Raw genomic sequence first — 19,656 nt, forward strand, 5'->3', positions numbered from 1 at the left:
ACTTGATCAAACTGCCGTGCGCAGCTCCCCATCCACGAGGCGTGCCAGGCGCAGTGGATTATCGTCCTGCAGGGCGGCAGGCAGCAAGGCTGCGGGCACATTCTGGTAGCCTACCGGACGCAGGAAGCGTTCAATCGCCGTGGCGCCGACGGAGGTGGACCGCGTGTCCGAGGTGGCTGGGAACGGCCCGCCGTGCACCATTGCATGGCACACTTCAACGCCGGTAGGGAAGCCGTTGAACAACACGCGGCCAGCCTTGCGCTCCAGCGTCGGCAACAGCCTAAAAGCCAGCGGATGGTCGTCGGCAGTACAGTGCACGGTGGCGGTCAGCTGGCCCTCCAGGCTGGCGGCCAGTCGCTGCACTTCGGCTTCATCGCGGCAGGCGACCAGCACCGAGGCCGGGCCGAACAGCTCTTCCTGCAGTGCGTCGCTGGCAAGGAAAGTCTGCGCGTCAACGCGGAACAGTGCAGCTTGCGCAGCGCAGCCGGCACCCTCTTCCTGCCCAAGGGCCAGCAGCTTGACACCGGCGGCATCGGACAGACGGCCAACGCCGGAATCATAAGCCTTGTGGATGCCCTCGGTCAGCATGGTCCCGGCCCCCTTCGGCTGCAGTGCTGCGGCTGCGGCAGCAGCGAAGCGGTCGAAGTCCGGACCGGCCACGCCGATCACCAAGCCTGGGTTGGTGCAGAACTGGCCCACGCCCATGGTAAGCGATTCGACGAAAGCGGCGCCCAGCGCTTCGGCATTTGCCGCCAGAACGGCTGGCAGCATAAAGACCGGATTGATGCTGCTCATCTCGGCGTACACCGGAATCGGCTCATGGCGCGCGGCGGCCGTGCGCATGAGCGCTGTGCCGCCCTGGCGCGAACCGGTAAAGCCGACAGCCTTGATCGATGGGTTGGCGACCAGGGCCTGGCCCACCACGCGGCCGTCGCCGTGAATCATGGAGAACACACCCTCCGGCATGCGGCAATCTGCTACCGCCTTCTGCACGGCGCGCGCCACCAGTTCCGATGTGCCCGGGTGGGCGGCGTGCGCCTTCACCACTACCGGGCAACCGGCAGCCAGCGCGGAGGCGGTGTCGCCGCCCGCGACGGAAAACGCCAGCGGAAAGTTGGAGGCGCCGAACACCGCGACCGGCCCGATGGCGATCTTGCGCAGGCGCAGGTCGGGGCGCGGCGGCATGCGCTGCGGCAGCGCGGAGTCCAACGTGGCGTGCTGCCAGTGGCCGTCTCGCACCACCTTTGCAAACAGGCGCAACTGGTTGACGGTGCGGCCGCGCTCACCTTCGAGGCGGGCTTGCGGCAGGCCGGTTTCGGCCATCGCGCGCACGGTCAGGGCCGCACCCAGCGCATCGATATTGTTCGCCACCGCCTCCAGGAAAGCGGCGCGCGCTTCCGGCTCAGCCGCACGGTAGGCATCGAAAGCCTGTTCAGCCAGTGTACAGGCACGCTCCACGTCGGCCAGCTCCGCCTGCCCGAACGCCGGCTGCAGGTTCTGCCGCGTCGCCGGGTTGAAGGCCAACTGCGTGCCGGCTGCACCGCGCACCAGTTGTTGGCCGATGATCATTTCACCGGTGACCTGCATTACTGGGCACCTTGCTTCTTGATCAGCGCCAGCAGCATGGCGTCTTCTTCCGCGGTGAGGTCGGTCAGCGGAGCGCGCACCGGCCCGCCCGAGTGGCCGACCAGGCGCGCACCTGCCTTCACGATCGACACGGCATAACCCGCCTTGCGATTGCGGATCTCAAGGTATGGCAGGAAGAATTCGTCGAGCATGCGGTCCGTTTCGGCGGTGTTGCCGGCGGCGGTGGCATGGTAGAAGTCCATTGCCAGCTTCGGCACGAAGTTGAACACGGCCGACGAGTACACCGGCGTACCGAGCGCCTTGTAAGCGCCGGCATAGACTTCTGCAGTGGGCAGGCCGCCCAGGTAGGAGAAGCGCTCGCCCAGCTTACGGTAGATCTGCACCATCAGTTCGATCTCACCTACCCCGTCCTTGAAGCCGATCAGGTTCGGACAGCGTGCGGCCAGAATGGCCAGCGAGTTGGCGTTCAGGCGGCAGTTGGCGCGGTTGTATACGATCACACCGATCTTGACCGATTCGCACACCTGGGCCACGTGTTCGATCAAGCCATCCTGGCTTGCCTCGGTCAGGTAATGCGGCAGCAGCAGCAAGCCGTCGGCGCCAAGGCGTTCCGCCTCCTGCGCCAGCGCGATGGCCTGGCGGGTCGGGCCACCGGTACCAGCTAGCAACGGCACCTTGCCGCGGCAGCTTTCCACGGCAACCTTGATCACCTGCGAATACTCGGGAGCGGTCAGCGAGAAGAACTCGCCGGTGCCGCCGGCGGCGAACAGCGCGCTTGCGCCGTAAGGAGCCAGCCAGTCCAGGCGCTCGGCATAGGTCCTGGCATTGAAGTTGCCTTCGGCATCAAAGTCGGTGATCGGGAAGGACAGCAGGCCGGACGACATGACTTTCTTGAGTTCTTGCGGGGAGAGGGACATCGTTGACTCCTAAATGTGGTTTTTGCACGAATCGAGCGCGAGCTCAGTTGTAAGTCATCGTACAACCTGGCTTAAATGAACGCAAGCGAAAAAATGGGGACGTACCCCATTTTTATACCGCGTTCTCGAAACGCTGCTGGGCTTGCAGCAGGCGTTCACGGGAATTGGAGAGGTGGGTGCGCATGGCCGCACGGGCCGCGTCCGGGTCCTGGCGCTGTATGGCGCGGAAGATGTCCTCGTGTTCACGGTGCACGCGATCGAGATAGTCGGCCGGGCGGTCCTGGGAAAGGTTGGCGGTGTTGACGCGCGCGCGCGGAATGATCGCCTGGCCAAGCTGGCCGAGGATGTCGACGAAATAGCGGTTGCCGGTGGCCTTGGCGATCACCAGGTGAAAGCGGCGGTCGGCCTCCACCGAAGCGCGGCCCTGCTCCATCGCCTGTCGCATATCGGCCAGCGCCTGCGCCAGTTCAGCCACTTGCTCTTCGCTGCGGCGGGTAGCGGCCAGGCCGGAGGTCTCGGTTTCCATGCTGATGCGCAGCTCGAGGATGGCCAGCACGTCGCGCACGGTGACGATGCTCTCGGCGTCGATGCCAAGGCCGCCGGTGCTGCGCGGCTTCTCCAGCACGAAGGTCCCGATGCCATGGCGTGTCTGCACCAGCCCCGCCGCCTGCAGGTGCGAGATCGCTTCGCGCACCACAGTGCGGCTGACGCCATGCTGCTCCATGATGGCCGATTCGGTCGGCAGCTTGTCACCGGGTTTCAGCACGCCGCTGTTGATGCTGCTGCTGATCTGTTCGACCACGCCCTGGGCCAGGGTGTGTCGCTTGCGAGGGAGGATAGTCATGCCCCATTATACATGTGAAAAAGATGTCAGACATCTTATCAGAGATATCTTCGGCGCTTCCCACCGCCTGCTTTCTTGCGAAATTGGCCGGACCAAATTAAAATCGGGCGACCATCTTCCCTCTATAGAAGGCCCTGGCCGCATGAACAAAAAAATCGTTGCAACGGAGCCGAATCCAGCAGCCGAACAACGGCTGTACCGCGTGGTCGCCGCCAAGATCCAGGACCTGATCCGCGAAGAGAAAATCAAGCCCGGCACCCGTTTGCCAGCCGAGCGCGATCTGGCAGCCAAACTGAGCGTCAGCCGCGCTTCGCTGCGCGAGGCACTGATTGCCCTGGAGTTGTCCGGCATTGTCGAAGTGCGTGGCGGTTCGGGCGTGTACGTTAGTGAAAAGGGGGCCTCCCCTTCCGACGTGACAGAAGGAGGCCCGGGTCCCTTTGAAGTGCTGGCGGCGCGCCGCCTGATCGAATCCGAGGTCGCCGCAATTGCAGCGAAGATGGCGACCGATTCGGCGATCGATGCGATCCTGCGTGCGGCAGCGGAAATGGAGCAGCACCATGCCGACCGCGCCACCAACGAACAGGCCGACCGCAACTTCCACCTGGCGATCGCGCGCGCAACCGGCAATACAGCGCTGGTGGGCGTGGTTGAAACGCTGTGGAACCAGCGCGGCACCATGTGGCACAAGCTGAAAGAGCACTTCCAGACGGAAGAACTGCGCCAGAACACGCTGGATGACCATCGCAACATCGTGGCAGCCATCGCAGCGCACGATGCGGCCGGCGCCCGCCAGGCCATGCGCGCCCACCTGGAACGGGTTACCAAGACCTTCTCGCGCGGCTGAAAGAAACTTGGCCTGACCACTTGATTGTGCGGTCAGGCCAAAATAAAATGGGGCGAACTTCAGGGGAGCCTCATGCTGCGCCACATCCTTTTGTCCCTGGCCTTCGTCGCCAGCTTGCCTGCCTATGCCGCCGACCGCATCATCCTGGTCGGCGATTCGACTGTCGCCAGCGGCGGCGGATATGGCGACTACCTGTGCCGACGCCAGCGCGCCGGCACGACCTGCCTCAATCTCGCCAAGAACGGCCGCAGCTCGGGCTCCTTCCGCGCCGAAGGCCGTTGGAGCGAGGTGCAGGCGCTCCTGCGCGACAGCGTCGGCTTGGGTAACACCTATGTACTGATGCAGTTCGGTCACAACGACCAGCCGGGCAAGCCAGGCCGCTCGACGGACCTGGTCAAGGAATATCCTGCGAACCTGGCGCGCTACATAGCCGACGTCAAGGCAGGCGGCGGCGTGCCTGTGCTGGTAACTTCCCTCACCCGCCGCAGCTTTCGCAACGGCTATGTATGGAATGACCTGGCGCCGTGGGCAACGGCGGCCCGCGAGGTCGCCCAGCGCAATAGCGTAGCCGTCCTGGACCTGAATGCCTTGTCCCTGGCGGCCGTGCAGGCGATGGGGCCTGCCCAAGCCGACACGCTGGCGCCGCCCAAGGGGGCCGGCTTCGACTACACCCACCTGGGCTCGAAAGGCGGCCGCTTCTTCGGCGACATGGCAGCCCGCGAACTGGTGCGGCTGTTCCCGGCCCTCGGGCCGCTGACCGATCCTGCCACGACCTCGCAGCAAGCTGCACGCGAACATGCGCCGATTGATGGTTGGGCCGGCATGGAGGGAGGAACGCATGGCGGCGCGGCAGCTCCCGCTTCCGCCGTGTATACGGTTGCCACGCCCGCCGAACTGCGAGCCGCGCTTGCCGCTGCTGTCGATGCGAGAATCATTCAGGTGCGCGGCACGCTCGACATGACCAACGGCGCCAGGCCGGGCGTGCTGCGGCTGCCGTCCCAGACCACGCTGATCGGCCAGGGCGAAGACGCAGGCTTTGTCAACGCAAGCATTGTGGTCGGCGACGTGAGCCAGGTCATCATCCGCAATCTCTCGATCAGCAACCCTTGCGACCCCGAACCGAAATGGGACCCGGAGGATGGCCCGCACGGTAACTGGAATTCGCTTTACGACGGTATCACCGTCACGGGTTCGCATCATGTCTGGATCGACCATAACAGCTTCAGCGATACGCCACGCACCGACGGCCAATCGCCGAAGGAGAACGGCATGCTCAAGCAATGCCACGATGGCGCACTCGATATCACGGCCGCTTCCGACTTTGTGACGGTGTCGTACAACCATTTCGCGCTGCACGAGAAAAACACGCTGGTCGGCGCCAGCGACCGTGCTACCGGCGACGAAGGCCACCTGCGCGTGACGTTCTCGAACAACCTTTTCGAACACATCACGGCGCGCAGCCCACGTGTGCGGTTCGGGCAAGTCCACTTGTTCAACAATTTCCATAAAGGCTCGCGCAAGCACGCTGAATATGCGCATGAATACAGTGTCGGCATCGCCAAGGAGGCGCGCGTGATCATCGATGCCAATGCTTACGATATCGAAGGCGCGCGAGGCTGCGGAGATGTGATGCGCAATCCTGGCAAATCAGGGCCAGGCTTCGCGCTGGATCGCGGCTCGCAGTTGAACGGCAAGGCGCTGGCCGATTGCGGCTTTGCAGCCGATGTCGGCTGGACCGTCCCCTACCCCTTCACCGCACTTCCCGCTGCCGACGTGCCGCCCAATGTCATGGCCAACAGCGGCGCCGGTCACCTCGGCAAGCTCCGGCCCGCGCCGCGCTAAGGCGTGATGCGCAGATAGTCGATGTCGGCGTATGCGCCCCTCGCGCCAGTGGCGAAGAGGCCGACCTGGGCGCCAACCCAGCGGCCCATGGCGGCGGTGAACGGCGTGCCAATCCGTGTAAAAGTCACGCCGTCGGGGCTATAGGAGAAAACGGTTTGAGCGCCCGCACCAACCTGCATGCGCAAGTGGACGAATGTATTCAACGGCAACCGGGACGATGCTTCTTCACGCTCCCTGCATTTGTCATCGGCTGCCTCGCAACGCACGTAGACCACCTGCGTTTCGCCCCTGTCGCGACGCAGGCCCAACCAGGCGTAGCTTTGACCGTACATGGCCAGGCCAACGGTGTCGCCATCGGCGACCGCATGCAGTTCCAGCTTTGCGACTGCGGAGAAGACTGGTGCCGGCGGTTTCTGCGTCAGTACGGCGGGCAGGGAACGCATCGGTGCAACGCCTTCTTCGCCGCCATCCTGAACCGGCTGCGCGTACAGGCGCAGGAAACCGGCGCGGCCGGTCAACGAATACCATTCCGGTGCAGGATTGGCAACCCATTGCCACTGCGGCCCGAGCCGCGGCGCAAGGAACTCGTCGCCGATGGCCGGCCAGACCGGTGCCTGGGCGGGCGCCGCGGCGTCCACAGCTATCGGCTTCGTGAATTCAGGCACCGGCTGGCCCACGCCCGGCCTGCCGGAGAGCTCGCCGATCATGGGCCAGCCATCTTCCAGCCAGCGCATCGGCTGCAGATGCACCACGCGTCCGAACGCTCGCTTGTCCTGGAAATGGTAGAACCAGTCGCTTCCATTCTCCGCGCGCACCCAGGCGCCTTGGTGCGGTCCGTTGGTCGCAGTGGCGCCCTGCTCCATCACGATGCGCGCTTCGTACGGACCGTCGATATTCCGCGAACGGAACACCGATTGCCATCCCGTCTCAACACCGCCAGCAGGCGCGAATACGTAATACCAGCCATTATGTTTATGGAGCTTTGGGCCTTCCAGCGTCTTGTAGCCCGGCAGCGTATTGCCGTCGATGACCACGCGGCTCACATCGTCCAGCATGCGGCTGCCATCCGGCGCCATCGGCCGCAAACTCAGGACATTGTTGAAGCCAGCACGCGACTTCGCCCATCCGTGCAGCAGCCACGCCCTGCCGTCGTCGTCCCACAGCGGCGTTGGATCGATCAGGCCTTTGCCGGCCATAAGCAACCGGGGCTTACTCCAGGGCCCCGCAAAGGCCTTCGCCGTGATGACGTAAATGCCCGAATCAGGGTCTGGATAGAAGATCCAGAATTTGCCGTCATGGTAACGCAGGCACGGCGCCCATACGCCTTTGCCGTGCTGCGGCGTGCGGAACGCCTCCTCCGGCTCCAGCCGTGGCAATGCATGGCCGACCAGCCGCCAGTTCACCATATCGCCGGACTCCAGCAGCGGCAGGCCGGGCACGTTGGTGAAGCTCGAAGCAGTCATGTAGTAGCGTTTGCCGACACGGATCGCGTCCGGATCAGAATAGTCGGCATGCAGGACCGGATTGCGGTAGCGGCCATCGCCCAGGTCAGGCGACCACGGCGCACGCAGCGATTGCGGCGCTCCCAGCGTGCGTTCCAGGAAAGCCTGCATGGCATCGGCGGTCGGCGCCAGCCACGGATCGAACAGCCAGAAAGAATGCGGCGTGCCGGGCAGATGAACGTGCTCGGCCGGTATTTTGTATCGGCCCAGCCGTTCCACCAACGCCTCCCGCCCAACGCTGAAGCGCGGCTGCCCGCTAGTGATGAACAATATCGGCGCGCTACCGGCGCTAGCGTGCGTCAGGGGCGAAGCATCGCGCCACCGGGCTTCCTGTTCCGCGTACCGGCCTCCCAGCCAGGCGCCGGCCGCTGACGGATTCTTGGCCGGATCGTCCTCGTACCTGCGCGCCTCTTCCGACGTGAAATCGGACAGGCCATCGATGTTGATGACCGCCTGTACGGCATCGGAGGGGTCACGGCCGTTCTCCATGCCGACCAGCGCCGCAATCTGGCCGCCGGCCGATGCGCCCGCGACCGCGAAACGCTTGTGGTCAACGCCGTACTGCGGCGCCTTGGCGCGCAGCCAGCGTAATGCTTCCCTGACGTCGTGGACCGCCGCTGGATATTGCGCTTCTCCGGAGAGGCGATAGTCGATCGTAGCCGCCGCAAAGCCCCTCGCCGCAAGACGCGCTGCCAACGGCGCCATATTCTGGCGCGTGCCGCTGCGCCATCCCCCACCGTGGACCAGGACGACCAGCGGCAAAGAGCGCTCGCGGTCTGCGCCGTCCGGCCCTGGCAAGTAAAGGTCAAGCTTCAATGCACGCTCGCCGCGCCGGGCGAACGTAAGGTCTCGCAGCAAGCGCACTGGCGCTGGCGCCTCCGCACTGGCAATGGCGATATACGGATACTGGCCGACCAGCCTGGCGAAAGCTGTTTCGGCGTTGTACGGCAGTTCGTAAGCTGCCAGGGGGCTCGCGCCCACGGCAAGCCATCCTGCACCCAGCACGAATTTCGTCCTTCTCATGCAATCTCCCCAACCGCAAAGCGGACGGTGCGGCGTAACGACTGCCCCGGCACCAGCACGCTCAACCCATTTGCGGCCGCACCACCCGGCAGGTTGTGCGCGTTGACCGGATGGTCGACCGGCTCAAAGCAGAAAAAGTCTTTGCCCGGGGGGACGTAAAGAACGTAATAGCCCATGTCCGCCTGAATGCTCAGGCGCAGGCGGCGCGACGGCCAATCGATTTGCGCCCTGCCGTTCCATCCGGTGAAGGCATTGTCGACACCCTCGTGCGGCAAGGGCTTGGGCACCGCGCCGCCGAAATCCCATTCCCGGGGCAGAGCAGCGCGCGCGGCGGGCAGCTTGTCGGCGCCGGACAGCCACACCCCGTCCGCCACGGCCCGAAGGCGTGCATCTTCCGGGTAAGGCATCCATGGATGCAAGCCCAGGCCGAACGGCAGAGGATAGCTGCCGTTGTTGGCAACTTTGAGCGTCACACGCAAAGCGTTGTCCGACAGCGTGTAAGCCATGTGGGCGGTGAACGCAAATGGCGAGCCGTCTCGGCGGAATAGCGAGAGCACCACGCTGCCTTCGTCCCGTGCCTCGACGTGCCATGGCATGCGCCAGCCGTCGCCGTGGATCGGGCATGGCTCGCCTTCACGGGTTGGCGCAGGAATGACGCGACGGCCTTCGAAATCGAAGCCGTCCGGGGCGATCCGGTTGGACCAGGGGACAAGAGGAAAGCAGGCCAACTGGCCGGGCAGCGGCTGCGCCACGCCGTCGGGAACGGGACGCAGCACCGGGACAGCAGCGTTGGCGCCGGCATCGGCGCGGCCAGGGCCGCCCAGCCAGTCAAGCCGCGCCAGGCCGCCGCCGGCATCTGGCAGCACCACTGCCCGCAGGCAGCCGCCGCGCAGCTCGATCATTTGAACATCGGACCGTCGAGCAGGAACTTGCCGCCCTGGTAGATGGTGGTGACATCGTCCTTCTCCGGGAACTCGGACGTATCCGGAAACAGGTGCGCGAACTTGGCGGATGAATCCTTCGGCCGATAGCCCAGGTGCGCGGCTTGACGGTTATCCCACCACACCGAATCATTGTCCGACATGCCAAATACGATGGTGTGTCCCACGCGCGGCGCAAACAGCGAGCAGCGCAACAGCTCCGTCAAATCGTCATACGACAAATAGGTCGACATCATGCGCTTGTTGGCAGGCTGAGGGAAGCTCGAGCCAATGCGGATGCAAACCGTCTCGATGCCAAAGCGGTCGTAGTAGTAGCGCGACATCTGCTCGCCGAACACCTTCGAGATGCCGTACATGCTGTCCGGCCGGGTCGGCATGTTCGCATCGAGCATATCCGTGGTTTTGTAGTAGCCGATCGCATGATTCGAGCTGGCAAACATCAGCCGCTTCACGCCGTGCTTGTAGGCCGCCTCGTAGAGGTTGGCCACGCCGAGGATATTGGCCTGCATGATCGCCTCGAAGGGAGCCTCGGTCGAGATGCCGCCGAAGTGCAGCACCGCATCCACGCCCTCCATCAGCTTCATCACCGCCGCCTTGTCGGACAGGTCGCACTGCATCAGCTCCTCGCCGGGCCGCGCCTCGCCCATATCGGCGATATCGCTCAGGCGCACTACTTCCGCCCACGGCTTGATGCGGTCACGCAGCACTTTGCCCAGGCCGCCGGCGGCGCCGGTCATGAGGATGCGCTTGAATGGTTTTGCCGCCATGTTTCTTTCTCCGTCATCAGGTAACCGGCGCTGGATTGAACAGCGCCAGTGAATTATGGATCTTCCAGTGTTCCGCCCAGGTTTCCTTGCCGCTCGCCACCTCCAGCATCAGGCGGAACAGCTCCCAGCCGACATCCTCGATGCTGGCCTCGCCGCTGGCGATGCGTCCCGCGTTGACGTCCATCAGGTCGTGCCAGCGCTGCGCCAGGTCATTGCGCGTCGCGACCTTGATGACAGGCACCGCCGCCAGGCCGTAAGGCGTGCCGCGGCCCGTAGTGAAAACGTGGATGTTCATGCCCGCCGCCATCTGCAGCGTAGCGCAGATGAAATCGCTGGCCGGCGTTGCCGCATAGATCAGGCCTTTTTGCGTCAGCTTATCGCCGGGAGACAGCACGCCGTGAATGGCGCCCGATCCGGATTTCACGATCGAGCCCATGGCTTTTTCCACGATATTCGACAGGCCGCCCTGCTTGTTGCCCGGCGTCGTGTTGGCGCTGCGGTCAACGCCGCCGCGTTTCAGGTAATCGTCATACCACTGCATCTCGCGGATCATTGCCGCTGCCACCTCCGGCGTTTCGGCGCGTGAGGTAAGCTGGTCGATGCCGTCGCGCACCTCCGTCACTTCCGAGAACATCACGGTGGCGCCAGCACGCACCAGCAGGTCGGTGGCAAAGCCCACAGCCGGGTTGGCCGTCACGCCCGAGAATGCATCGCTGCCCCCGCATTGCACACCCACCACCAGCTCGGAAGCAGGCACCGTTTCGCGCTGGCGCCCATTTAGCACCTTCAGGTGATGCTCCGCCGTGCGCATGATCGAATCGATCATCGAACTGAAGCCGACGTGTGCGCCATCCTGCAGGCATACCACATCCGGCTCACCGGGCGCCGAATTGAGGTTGGCCGATGCGATCGGGATGCTCCCGGCCGGGAACAGGCGCGTTGGCGGCAATTTTTCGCAGCCGAGGCTAACCACCATCACCTGGTTGCCGAAGTTCGGGTTCTTGCTGATATTGCGCAGCGTGCGGATCGGCACATCGGCGCCCGGCGCATCGATCGCCACGCCGCAGCCGTAGATATGCTCCAGCCCCACCACGTCATCGACGTTCGGGTAGCGCGGCAGCAGTTCTGCCTTGATGCGCTTGACCGCGTGGTCGACCACACCCGAAACGCATTGAACGGTAGTGGTCAGCGCCAGGATATTGCGTGTGCCGACCGAGCCATCCGCATTGCGGTAGCCCTGGAAGGTAAAGCCTTCCAGCGGCGGCAGCGGCGCCGGTTTGCGGGTGCCGACCGGCAGGCCGTCCAGCGAACGGGCGCCCGGCATGCGCAGCAGCTTCTCCGACACCCAGGAGCCGCGCGCAATCGCCTGGTCGGCATAACCGATGGTCACGTTATAGCGCGTTACGGGATCGCCTTCGGCCAGGTCGACCAGCGCGACCTTATGCCCTTGTGGCACGCCCTCGGCCAGCGTCAGGCCGTCCGGGAATACCGACCCGGCCGGCAAGCCGCCGTCATTGACCACGATGGCGACGTTGTCTGCCTCGTGCATCTTGATGTAGCGTGCAATTGTCATAGAAATCCTTTGGGTACCTGCATTGTTCCTTGCCTTCGTTTTCAGTATGCCACACAAAAATCCCGATTGGCTAGTCCACCTTGCATATTTGGCCTGACCAAATTAGAATGGCCTGACCAGATGACGCACTTTCACCACACTTAAAACGTCGCACCGGAGACCCATGAAGCCGACATCGTCCCTGCTGGCAGCCGCCCTGGCATGCCTGTTCGCATTCAGCCCGGCCCACGCGGAAGGCCCGTACCGCAATCCCGACAACAACAATCCCAACGATGCCGGCGAAGGCAGCTACCCGGTGCCGTACAAGATGCCAAGCGTGGCGGAGATCACCGCCACGCTGCACAAGGTGCGCAGCTATATGGACAGCGTGACCCCGACCCGCATCATCAGCAAGAAGAGCGGCGAACCGGTCACCGACCTGAAGAACCCGGTGGCCGATGCGATTTTCGAACCGAGCAACGGCGACTTCGGCATCCAGGTGTACGAGATGGGCGTCGTGCATTCCGGCCTGCTGCGCGCGGCCGAAGCGACCGGCGACCGCAGCTTCCTCGCCATGAGCGAACGCCACTTCAACTTCTTCAAAACGACCAGGCCGTATTTCGCCGCGCAGGAACAACGGTTCAAGCTGGAGCGCGCGAACAGCTTCTCGCGCTTCCTCGACCCGCGCTCCCTCGACGACTCGGGCTCGATGTGCGCCGCCCTGATGCGCGCCCGCGCCGCCAGGGTCGGCCCCGACCTGTCCGACATGATCGCCACCTGCAGCGACTGGGTCGCCAACAAGCAGTTTCGACTGAAGGACGGCACCCTGGCCCGCAAGCGCCCGCAGGCCGAATCGCTGTGGGGCGACGATTTGTACATGGGGGTGCCGGCGCTGGCCGAAATGGGCCGCATGAGCGGCAAGCGCGCCTACTACGACGATGCGGTGAACAATGTGCTCAACATGTCGGGCTATCTGTTCAACCCGCAGGTCAACCTGTACACCCATGGCTGGCACGCCGGCATGCAGGACGCGCCGAACTTCTACTGGTCTCGCGCCAATGGCTGGGCGGTACTGGCCATGTCCGACCTGCTCGACGTGCTGCCGAAAGACCATGCGGGCTATCCGAAAGTGCTGGCGCAACTGCGCCTGGCGCTGAAGGGCATTGCGCAGCGCCAGTCCGGCACGGGCCTGTGGCACCAGATGATCGACCGTAGCGACTCCTATCTCGAGACGTCCGCCTCCGCCATCTTCACCTACGTGATCGCGCACGCCGTCAACCAGGGCTGGATCTCACCGGCGCCATACGGCAGCATCGCGCAGGCCGGCTGGGCGGGCCTGCAGACCAGGGTTACGGATAAAGGCGAAGTGGAAGGCACCTGCGTCGGCACCACGCTTGCCGGCGACCAGGTGTACTACTACAACCGCCCGACCAGCAAGCACGCCTTGCATGGCTACGGCCCAATGCTGTTGGCCGGCGCCGAGATGATCAAGCTGGTCACCAATCCAAGGTTCGACATCCAGCACCGCGTGCGCACCTATCACTACCTGCCGAAAGGCGGCGAGACCGACTATCGCGAACACCACTAAGGAACAGCCATGAAGACCACCCGCATCCTTGCCGTACTGGCCACCGCCCTGCCGGCGATTGCCGCCGGCGCAGCGGAGCGCCTGACCATCACGCTGCAGCACGACCTCGACATCGCGCGCCCGTCGGAAACCGTGGCCATACCCTGGCCGGAAGTGAACAAGGCCCTGCCGCATGCGCTGGTTCAGAAAATCGCCGTACGCGATGCCTCCGGCCGCGTGGTGCCGCACCAGGTCACCAATGTCGCGCCGCAGGCCAAAGACCCGCAAAACGTCGGCATCGCCTACGGCGAACTGATTTTCCAGCATAGTTTCAAGGCCGGCGAAAAGTCCGCCAGCTACACAGTAGAAAAGATCGACAGCGTTGCACCGGTCTTCGCAGCGCAGACCTTCGCCCGCTACGTTCCCGAACGCCTGGACGACTTCGGCTGGGAGAACGACAAGATTGCGCACCGCACTTACGGCCCCGCCCTTGCCGCTCCAGCCCCGGCAGGCGTCGTGAAAGAAGTGCTGGTAACGTCCGGCCTGGACCTGTGGTTCAAGCGCGTGCCCTACCCGATTGTCGACCGCTGGTACAACAAAGGACACGACCACTACCACCATGACGAAGGCGAAGGCATGGACATGTACAACGTCGGCCGCTCGCGCGGCGCCGGCGGTACTGGCGTGTGGGACGGCGGCAAGCTGTATGTCTCCACCAACTACGCCACCTGGAAAGTGCTGGCCAATGGCCCGGTACGATCGATATTCGAGCTGTCATACGCCGCCTGGGACGCAGCCGGCCTGCCGGTGACTGAAACCAAGCGCTTCACCGTCGACGCCGGCCAGCAACTGGACATGATCGAATCCACGTTCACGTATGCAGGCGACAAACCGCTGACCATCGCCGTGGGCCTGAACAAGACGCCAAGCGACAAAGGCCAGAATCCGCAGATCGTCACCAGGCGCGAAGGCAAGGTACTGCTGCAATGGATCGAACAAGCCAGCAACGGCGCCTTCGGCACGGCCGTCATCTTACCGGCCGCACAAGGCTTCGCAAGCGACGCCTTGAACGAGCTGATCCTCGCTCCGACGACGGCCGGCAAGCCATTGCGCTACTACGCCGGAGGCGCCTGGAGCCGCGCCGGCGACATCACTACCGGCGAGCAATGGGAAGCCTACATCGCCCACGCAGCCGAGCGCGCCGCCAATCCCGTGCGCAGCACCCAGGCGGCCAGCAAATGAGCACCCCACGCGACACCCTCCGGCAGAGCCCGTGTCACACCATGGGGTCACACCCCAAAAGTGACACGAGCCCGACAGTACCTAAGCGCCGCGCCTTGCTCCGCGCAGCGGTTGCCGGCGGCGCCCTGATCGCATCGCAGCCTGCCCTGGCCCGCGTCGCAGCGGCGGTTGGCGGCGACCCATGGCTGCGCGCGCGCGAGATCGCCGCGCGCTTTGCCGCTCCACTTTTCTTCCGCCAGCAAGACTTCCCGGTGACGAAGTATGGGGCAAGGCCCTGCAAGCTGGTCGACGTGCAAGGCCAGGTGGCATCGCAGGTATCGGGCAAGCTGCAAACGCCGGCCAAAGGCAGCCATGACTGCTATCCCGCCATCACCGCCGCCATTGCCGCCGCACACACAGCCGGCGGCGGGCGCGTAGTCATTCCCGAGGGCGTGTGGTACATCAAAGGCCCGCTGGTACTGCGCTCGGGGGTCCACGTGCACCTGGCAAAAGGCGCGCGCCTGATGTTCAGCGCCAACCCGGACGACTATGCAAAATACGGCGACATGGACTGCGGAACGAATGGCAAGCTGGTTCGCAGCCGCTGGCAGGGCAACGACTGCCTGAACTTCTCGCCATTGGTCTACGCCCGCGGCCAGAAGAACATCGCGCTTACCGGTGAAGACTGGACCTCCGTTCTGGACGGCCAGGGCGGCGTCCCCTTCGAAAACAAGCCGGGCGAATGCTGGTGGGACTGGAAAGGCCGCGGCAAGCCAGCACGCGCACGCACTGAAATCGCGCCGAATCCGAAAAACGCACCACTTGCCCGGCGCGCACCGGACCTCGCCGCAGAAGAACGCGCCCTGATCGAAGGCCAAGGCAACCGCTGGCAAACCGACTCGCGCTACCTGCCCGCGCTGTCCGAGGCTGGCATTGCCCCCGACGAACGCATATTCGGCCACGGCCACTTCCTGCGCCCCTGCATGGTCGAACTGATCGAATGCGAAAACGTGCTGCTCCAGGGCTACCAGATCGTCGGCGCGCCGTTCTGGCTGCACCATCCGGTCGCCTGCCGCAACGTCCACTTCAAGGACGTGAACATGGAAAGCCTTGGTCCGAACAGCGATGGCTTCGATCCCGAAGCCTGCGACGGCGTGCTGGTCGAAGGCTGCACCTTCAACAACGGCGACGACTGCATCGCCATCAAGGCCGGTAAGAACAAAGACACCCACTATGGCCCCACCCGCAATATCCTGATCCGCAACTGCGTGATGAACAGCGGCCATGGCGGCGTCACGCTGGGCAGCGAAATGGCCGGCGGCATTGAACACATTTACGCCGAGCAGATCGAATTCAAGAACCTGCACTGGGCCAGCGACGCGCTCAACACCGCCATCCGCCTGAAGACCAATATGAACCGTGGCGGCTTCCTGCGCCACCTCTACGTCCGTCACTGCACGCTGCCAAACGGCGTGCAGACCAGTCCCGGCTACTACCAGCCGCTGCCCGGCACCGCCAGGCCGTCCGGCCAGATTGCCTCCAGCGCCGGAGCCGTCATCACCATCGATTGCGACTACGCTCCGGCCGACGACTCGGTGCGCACTCGCCCGCCTCAAGTATCGGACATCGAAATCTCCGGCCTCAAAGTCGGCAACGTCGCCACGCCAACCGGAACCGCCTCCTGTTACCAGGCCATGGTGCTGCTCGGCCCCGTCGCCAGCAGCTACAACGGCACTGCCGGCGTGGCGATCCCGCCAATCACGCGCGTGCGCATCCGCGACTGCGACTTCGGAACGCCCCGCAATGCCGAACAACCGTGGTTTCTGCACAACGTCCGCGGGCTCATGCTTGACAACGTCACCATAGGCGACAGGCGCTATAGCGGGGAAGTCTCCACCGACAGCTGATCTGGACAGGCCAATTTTGAAAATAATTATATTTGGACTGACCACATTGCAAAAACATTAGCATAGAATAGCGAAACCGGCCTGACCAATTACAAGAGCCGGCGGAGATAATAGAACAGGAGATGGCATGAAGTTTACGGATCAATCCGAGGCCTTGCGCAAGTGCGCGCTGCGTCTCGTCGGCACTTACTCAGTCACTGCACTGGCCATGGGCCTGGCCCACGCACAGGCTACCGCGCCTGCTGCACCGGCAGCGGAACCGGAAATGAAGGTGGTGGTGACCGGCTTGCGCGCCGCACTGGAATCTGCGCTGAACAAGAAACGCGAGGACAACGGCATCGTCGATGTCATCAAGGCGGAAGACATGGGCAAATTCCCCGACACCAACCTGGCCGAATCGCTGCAGCGCGTGCCGGGCGTGGTAATCGACCGCGATGCAGGCGAGGGCCGCAGCATCACCGTGCGCGGGCTGGGCCAGGACTTCACCCGGGTGCGCATCAACGGCCTGGAAGCGCTGGCCACCACCGGCGGCACCGACAGTTCCGGCGGCACCAACCGCTCGCGCGGCTTCGACTTCAACGTGTTTGCGTCCGAACTGTTCTCGTCGCTGACCGTGCGCAAGAGCTCGTCGGCCGACGTGGATGAAGGCTCGCTGGGTGCCACCGTCGACCTGCAAACCATGCGTCCCTTCGACCTGAAGGGCTTCAACGCCACCATCACGGCCAAAGGCAAGTACAACGACCTGTCGAGGAAGACCGACCCGCGCGTGGCCTTCCTGCTGTCAGACACCTTCGCCGACCGCAAGGTGGGCGTGCTGCTGTCCGGCGCATTCTCCAAGCGCCAGTTGCTGGAAGAAGGCTTCTCCAGCGTGCGCTGGGATAACGGTCCGTCCAGCGGCGGCTGGTGCGCACCGCAAGGCGTGGCTGCCAACCCGGCCAATTCCACCGCCGCCACCTGCGGGCCGGCAGCGCAAGGCGTGGCACGCCTGCCCGCATCGCAAGCGGCGACCGACGCCTACAACCTGGCCAGTAACGCCAACAACTTCCACCCGCGTCTGCCGCGCTATGGCCGCCTGACCCACGACCAGGACCGCGTCGGCTTGACCGGTTCCGTGCAGTGGCGCCCGATGCAAGGCTCGCTGGTCACCTTCGACATGCTGTATGCGAAGCTCGACGCGACCCGCCAGGAAGACTTCCTGGAAGCGATTTCGTTCAGCCGTTCCGCCAGCCAGGGCGGCAAGCCGCAAACCTCGGTCGTGGAGGCGCAGTACGCGCCGAACGGCAACCTGCTGTACGGTAGATTCAACGGCGTCGACATGCGCGCCGAATCGCGCTTCGACGAACTGTCCACCACGTTCACGCAACCGACGCTGACCCTCGAGCAGCGCCTGACCGATACCCTGCAACTGCAGGCCCGTGTTGGGCGCGCCACATCGAAGTTCCGTAACCCGGTGCAGACCACCACCACGCTCGATGCGCTGAACGTGAACGGCTATACCATCGACTTCCGTCAGGACGACCGTCACCCGATCATTTCGCTGCCATTCGACCCTGCGGCCAGCGGCAGCATGGGCATCGTCGGCGTGCCGCAGGTGGCCAGCGGCACCCAGCCGACCACGCTGCCCAATACCACTACCAGCGAAATCCGCATCCGCCCGCAAGGAGCGACTAACCGCAACGATACTGCAACCGTGGACCTGTCCTGGGAAGCGTCGGATGCAGTGACGCTGAAGGGCGGCCTGAATCGCAAGAAATACGACTTCGATTCCTATGAGTCGCGCCGCGTCAACCAGAACGACACGATCTTCGCTCCCCCTTCCGGCTCCGGCAACCTGGCCGCCACTTTAAGCGGTTTTGGCAAAGGCCAGAACCTGCCGGCTGGCACCTATACGACCTGGCTGATCCCGGACTTGAACGCCATCGCCAAGGCCTACGACATTTACTGCAACTGCATCAAGAGTGGTCCTGCCGGCGGGCCCGGCGACTTCACGCTTTCCTCCACCACCAACGGCAATGCACGCGGCAACAACCGCGCCGTCGGCGAGGACGACAAGGGCTTTTACCTGATGGGCGAATTCAAGACGGAACTGGGCAGCATTCCACTGCGCGGCAACTTCGGCGCCCGTTATGTGAAAACCGACTTGAGCGCCACCGGCTACCTGGCCACCGGTGGCGGTACCGCGGTCACGGTGGAGAACAGCTACTCCGACACGCTGCCATCGTTCAACCTGGCGGCCAACCTGACGCAGGACTTCGTCGCCCGCATCGGCGCCGCCAAAGTGATGACCCGCCCGCCACTGGGCCTGCTTTCGCCGGGCGGCACCATCGCCACCACCGGTACGCTGTCGGTCAACACGGGCAATCCCAACCTGAAGCCGTTCCGCGCCAAGACCTTCGACACCAGCTTCGAATATTACTTCGGCAAGAACGCCTTCCTCGGCCTGGGCCTGTTCCAGAAGAACATCGAGACCTACATCCAGTCGCTGCGCACCAATGTGGCGTTCAAGGATACCGGCCTGCCCCTGTCGCTGCTGCCCTCCAATTTCACGGGAGAAGAAGTGTTCCAGGTGACGGCGCCGATCAACACCGATGGCGGCAAGCTGAAAGGCTTCGAGCTGAATTACCAGCAGCCGTTCACCTTCCTGCATGCATGGGGCAAGGACTTCGGCGCACTGCTGAACTACACCTACGTGAAGTCGAAGATCGAGTACGTCGTTTCGCCAACCAGCGACACCCGCATCACCGACGACTTGCTGAACCTGTCGCCGCGCTCCTGGAACGCAACGCTGTACTACGACAACGGCAAGCTTAGTGCCCGCGTCTCGGCGTCGTCCCGATCGTCCTTCGTGACCCGCGTGCCGGGCCAGAACAACAACGACGTCGAAGGCAAGAACAAGTCGCTGAACGTGGATCTCTCCCTGTCGTACAAAGTCAACGACAAGCTGGAACTCACGCTGGAAGGCGTGAACCTGAGCAACGAAGAAAACGACCAGTTCGTAAGCCGCGCACGCAACAGCGTCGTGGTGAACAACGTGACCGGCCGCGAATTCCTGGCCGGCCTGCGCTACAAGTTCTAAGGTGTTTCAAAGGCGTCTCTCCGCCTCTGCTTCCGGCCCCGCCTTGTGCGGGGCTTTTTTTCTGCG

At 64.0% G+C, this 19,656-nt stretch carries 13 protein-coding genes; 6 read left to right on the plus strand and 7 right to left on the minus strand.

The genetic code is table 11. From position 1 onward, the window contains the following. Positions 1 to 6 precede the first annotated feature (6 nt). The 3 genes from ACWBU6_RS25415 to ACWBU6_RS25425 all read right to left on the minus strand — a co-directional run bounded on the left by ACWBU6_RS25415 (position 7) and on the right by ACWBU6_RS25425 (position 3,348). Positions 7 to 1,587 (minus strand): aldehyde dehydrogenase (NADP(+)), encoded by a 1,581-nt coding sequence (locus ACWBU6_RS25415; RefSeq protein WP_452646111.1) that lies wholly within the window; start codon positions 1,585 to 1,587, stop codon positions 7 to 9. After that, a complete protein-coding gene (kdgD, locus tag ACWBU6_RS25420) occupies positions 1,587 to 2,504 on the minus strand; it encodes a 5-dehydro-4-deoxyglucarate dehydratase (RefSeq protein WP_452646112.1) in 918 nt (305 codons plus the stop codon). The genes ACWBU6_RS25415 and kdgD overlap by 1 nt, the downstream gene beginning before the upstream one ends. Positions 2,505 to 2,616: 112 nt before the next feature. After that, entirely contained in the window at positions 2,617 to 3,348 is a 732-nt protein-coding gene (locus ACWBU6_RS25425; RefSeq protein ID WP_452646113.1) for a FadR/GntR family transcriptional regulator, read from the minus strand. Between the two features lie 142 nt (positions 3,349 to 3,490). Here ACWBU6_RS25425 and ACWBU6_RS25430 point away from each other — a divergent pair, with 142 nt between their 5' ends. Further along, positions 3,491 to 4,192 (plus strand): FadR/GntR family transcriptional regulator, encoded by a 702-nt coding sequence (locus tag ACWBU6_RS25430; protein ID WP_452646114.1) that lies wholly within the window; start codon positions 3,491 to 3,493, stop codon positions 4,190 to 4,192. A 72-nt stretch (positions 4,193 to 4,264) separates the two neighbouring features. Next, the gene (locus ACWBU6_RS25435; RefSeq protein WP_452646115.1) at positions 4,265 to 6,034 is read left to right on the plus strand and encodes a pectate lyase family protein; all 1,770 of its coding nucleotides are present in this window, start codon (positions 4,265 to 4,267) and stop codon (positions 6,032 to 6,034) included. Here ACWBU6_RS25435 and ACWBU6_RS25440 read toward each other — a convergent pair. Genes ACWBU6_RS25440 through garD form a run of 4 tightly spaced genes read right to left on the minus strand, consistent with a single transcriptional unit; the run spans position 6,031 to position 11,840 of the window. Then, positions 6,031 to 8,559, minus strand: a complete 2,529-nt coding sequence (locus ACWBU6_RS25440) for a family 43 glycosylhydrolase (protein WP_452646116.1) — start codon at positions 8,557 to 8,559, stop codon at positions 6,031 to 6,033. The two genes, ACWBU6_RS25435 and ACWBU6_RS25440, sit on opposite strands and share 4 nt — an antisense overlap. After that, positions 8,556 to 9,461 (minus strand): aldose 1-epimerase, encoded by a 906-nt coding sequence (locus tag ACWBU6_RS25445; protein WP_452646117.1) that lies wholly within the window; start codon positions 9,459 to 9,461, stop codon positions 8,556 to 8,558. Before ACWBU6_RS25445 ends, ACWBU6_RS25440 begins: the two co-directional genes overlap by 4 nt. Beyond that, positions 9,458 to 10,267 (minus strand): NAD-dependent epimerase/dehydratase family protein, encoded by an 810-nt coding sequence (locus tag ACWBU6_RS25450; protein ID WP_452646118.1) that lies wholly within the window; start codon positions 10,265 to 10,267, stop codon positions 9,458 to 9,460. The genes ACWBU6_RS25445 and ACWBU6_RS25450 overlap by 4 nt, the downstream gene beginning before the upstream one ends. A 16-nt stretch (positions 10,268 to 10,283) precedes the next feature. Continuing rightward, positions 10,284 to 11,840, minus strand: coding sequence for a galactarate dehydratase (garD, locus tag ACWBU6_RS25455; RefSeq protein WP_452646119.1), 1,557 nt, complete (start codon positions 11,838 to 11,840; stop codon positions 10,284 to 10,286). Positions 11,841 to 12,003: 163 nt separating this feature from the next. Between garD and ACWBU6_RS25460 the strand changes: the two genes are divergently transcribed. The 4 genes from ACWBU6_RS25460 (at position 12,004) to ACWBU6_RS25475 (ending at position 19,590) form a co-directional block, all read left to right on the plus strand. Continuing rightward, positions 12,004 to 13,407 carry a glycoside hydrolase family 88/105 protein gene (locus tag ACWBU6_RS25460; protein ID WP_452646120.1) on the plus strand — a complete coding sequence of 468 codons (1,404 nt, stop codon included), beginning with the start codon at positions 12,004 to 12,006 and terminating at the stop codon, positions 13,405 to 13,407. A 9-nt stretch (positions 13,408 to 13,416) separates the two neighbouring features. Further along, positions 13,417 to 14,628 (plus strand): DUF4861 family protein, encoded by a 1,212-nt coding sequence (locus ACWBU6_RS25465; RefSeq protein ID WP_452646121.1) that lies wholly within the window; start codon positions 13,417 to 13,419, stop codon positions 14,626 to 14,628. A gap of 41 nt (positions 14,629 to 14,669) precedes the next feature. Continuing rightward, complete coding sequence (locus ACWBU6_RS25470; RefSeq protein WP_452649619.1) at positions 14,670 to 16,514, plus strand: glycoside hydrolase family 28 protein; 1,845 nt, start codon at positions 14,670 to 14,672, stop codon at positions 16,512 to 16,514. A 127-nt stretch (positions 16,515 to 16,641) separates the two neighbouring features. Further along, positions 16,642 to 19,590, plus strand: coding sequence for a TonB-dependent receptor (locus ACWBU6_RS25475; RefSeq protein WP_452646122.1), 2,949 nt, complete (start codon positions 16,642 to 16,644; stop codon positions 19,588 to 19,590). The last annotated feature ends 66 nt before the right edge of the window (positions 19,591 to 19,656 follow it).

It is taken from the genome of Pseudoduganella sp. HUAS MS19 (assembly GCF_053615455.1).

Excerpts from the sequence above, each read along its gene's own strand:
- ACWBU6_RS25415 (WP_452646111.1), bottom strand. The coding sequence starts at position 1,587 with ATGCAGGTCACCGGTGAAATGATCATCGGCCAACAACTGGTGCGCGGT.
- kdgD (WP_452646112.1), bottom strand. The coding sequence starts at position 2,504 with ATGTCCCTCTCCCCGCAAGAACTCAAGAAAGTCATGTCGTCCGGCCTG.
- ACWBU6_RS25425 (WP_452646113.1), bottom strand. The coding sequence starts at position 3,348 with ATGACTATCCTCCCTCGCAAGCGACACACCCTGGCCCAGGGCGTGGTC.
- ACWBU6_RS25430 (WP_452646114.1), top strand. The coding sequence starts at position 3,491 with ATGAACAAAAAAATCGTTGCAACGGAGCCGAATCCAGCAGCCGAACAA.
- ACWBU6_RS25435 (WP_452646115.1), top strand. The coding sequence starts at position 4,265 with ATGCTGCGCCACATCCTTTTGTCCCTGGCCTTCGTCGCCAGCTTGCCT.
- ACWBU6_RS25440 (WP_452646116.1), bottom strand. The coding sequence starts at position 8,559 with ATGAGAAGGACGAAATTCGTGCTGGGTGCAGGATGGCTTGCCGTGGGC.
- ACWBU6_RS25445 (WP_452646117.1), bottom strand. The coding sequence starts at position 9,461 with ATGATCGAGCTGCGCGGCGGCTGCCTGCGGGCAGTGGTGCTGCCAGAT.
- ACWBU6_RS25450 (WP_452646118.1), bottom strand. The coding sequence starts at position 10,267 with ATGGCGGCAAAACCATTCAAGCGCATCCTCATGACCGGCGCCGCCGGC.
- garD (WP_452646119.1), bottom strand. The coding sequence starts at position 11,840 with ATGACAATTGCACGCTACATCAAGATGCACGAGGCAGACAACGTCGCC.
- ACWBU6_RS25460 (WP_452646120.1), top strand. The coding sequence starts at position 12,004 with ATGAAGCCGACATCGTCCCTGCTGGCAGCCGCCCTGGCATGCCTGTTC.
- ACWBU6_RS25465 (WP_452646121.1), top strand. The coding sequence starts at position 13,417 with ATGAAGACCACCCGCATCCTTGCCGTACTGGCCACCGCCCTGCCGGCG.
- ACWBU6_RS25470 (WP_452649619.1), top strand. The coding sequence starts at position 14,670 with ATGGGGTCACACCCCAAAAGTGACACGAGCCCGACAGTACCTAAGCGC.
- ACWBU6_RS25475 (WP_452646122.1), top strand. The coding sequence starts at position 16,642 with ATGAAGTTTACGGATCAATCCGAGGCCTTGCGCAAGTGCGCGCTGCGT.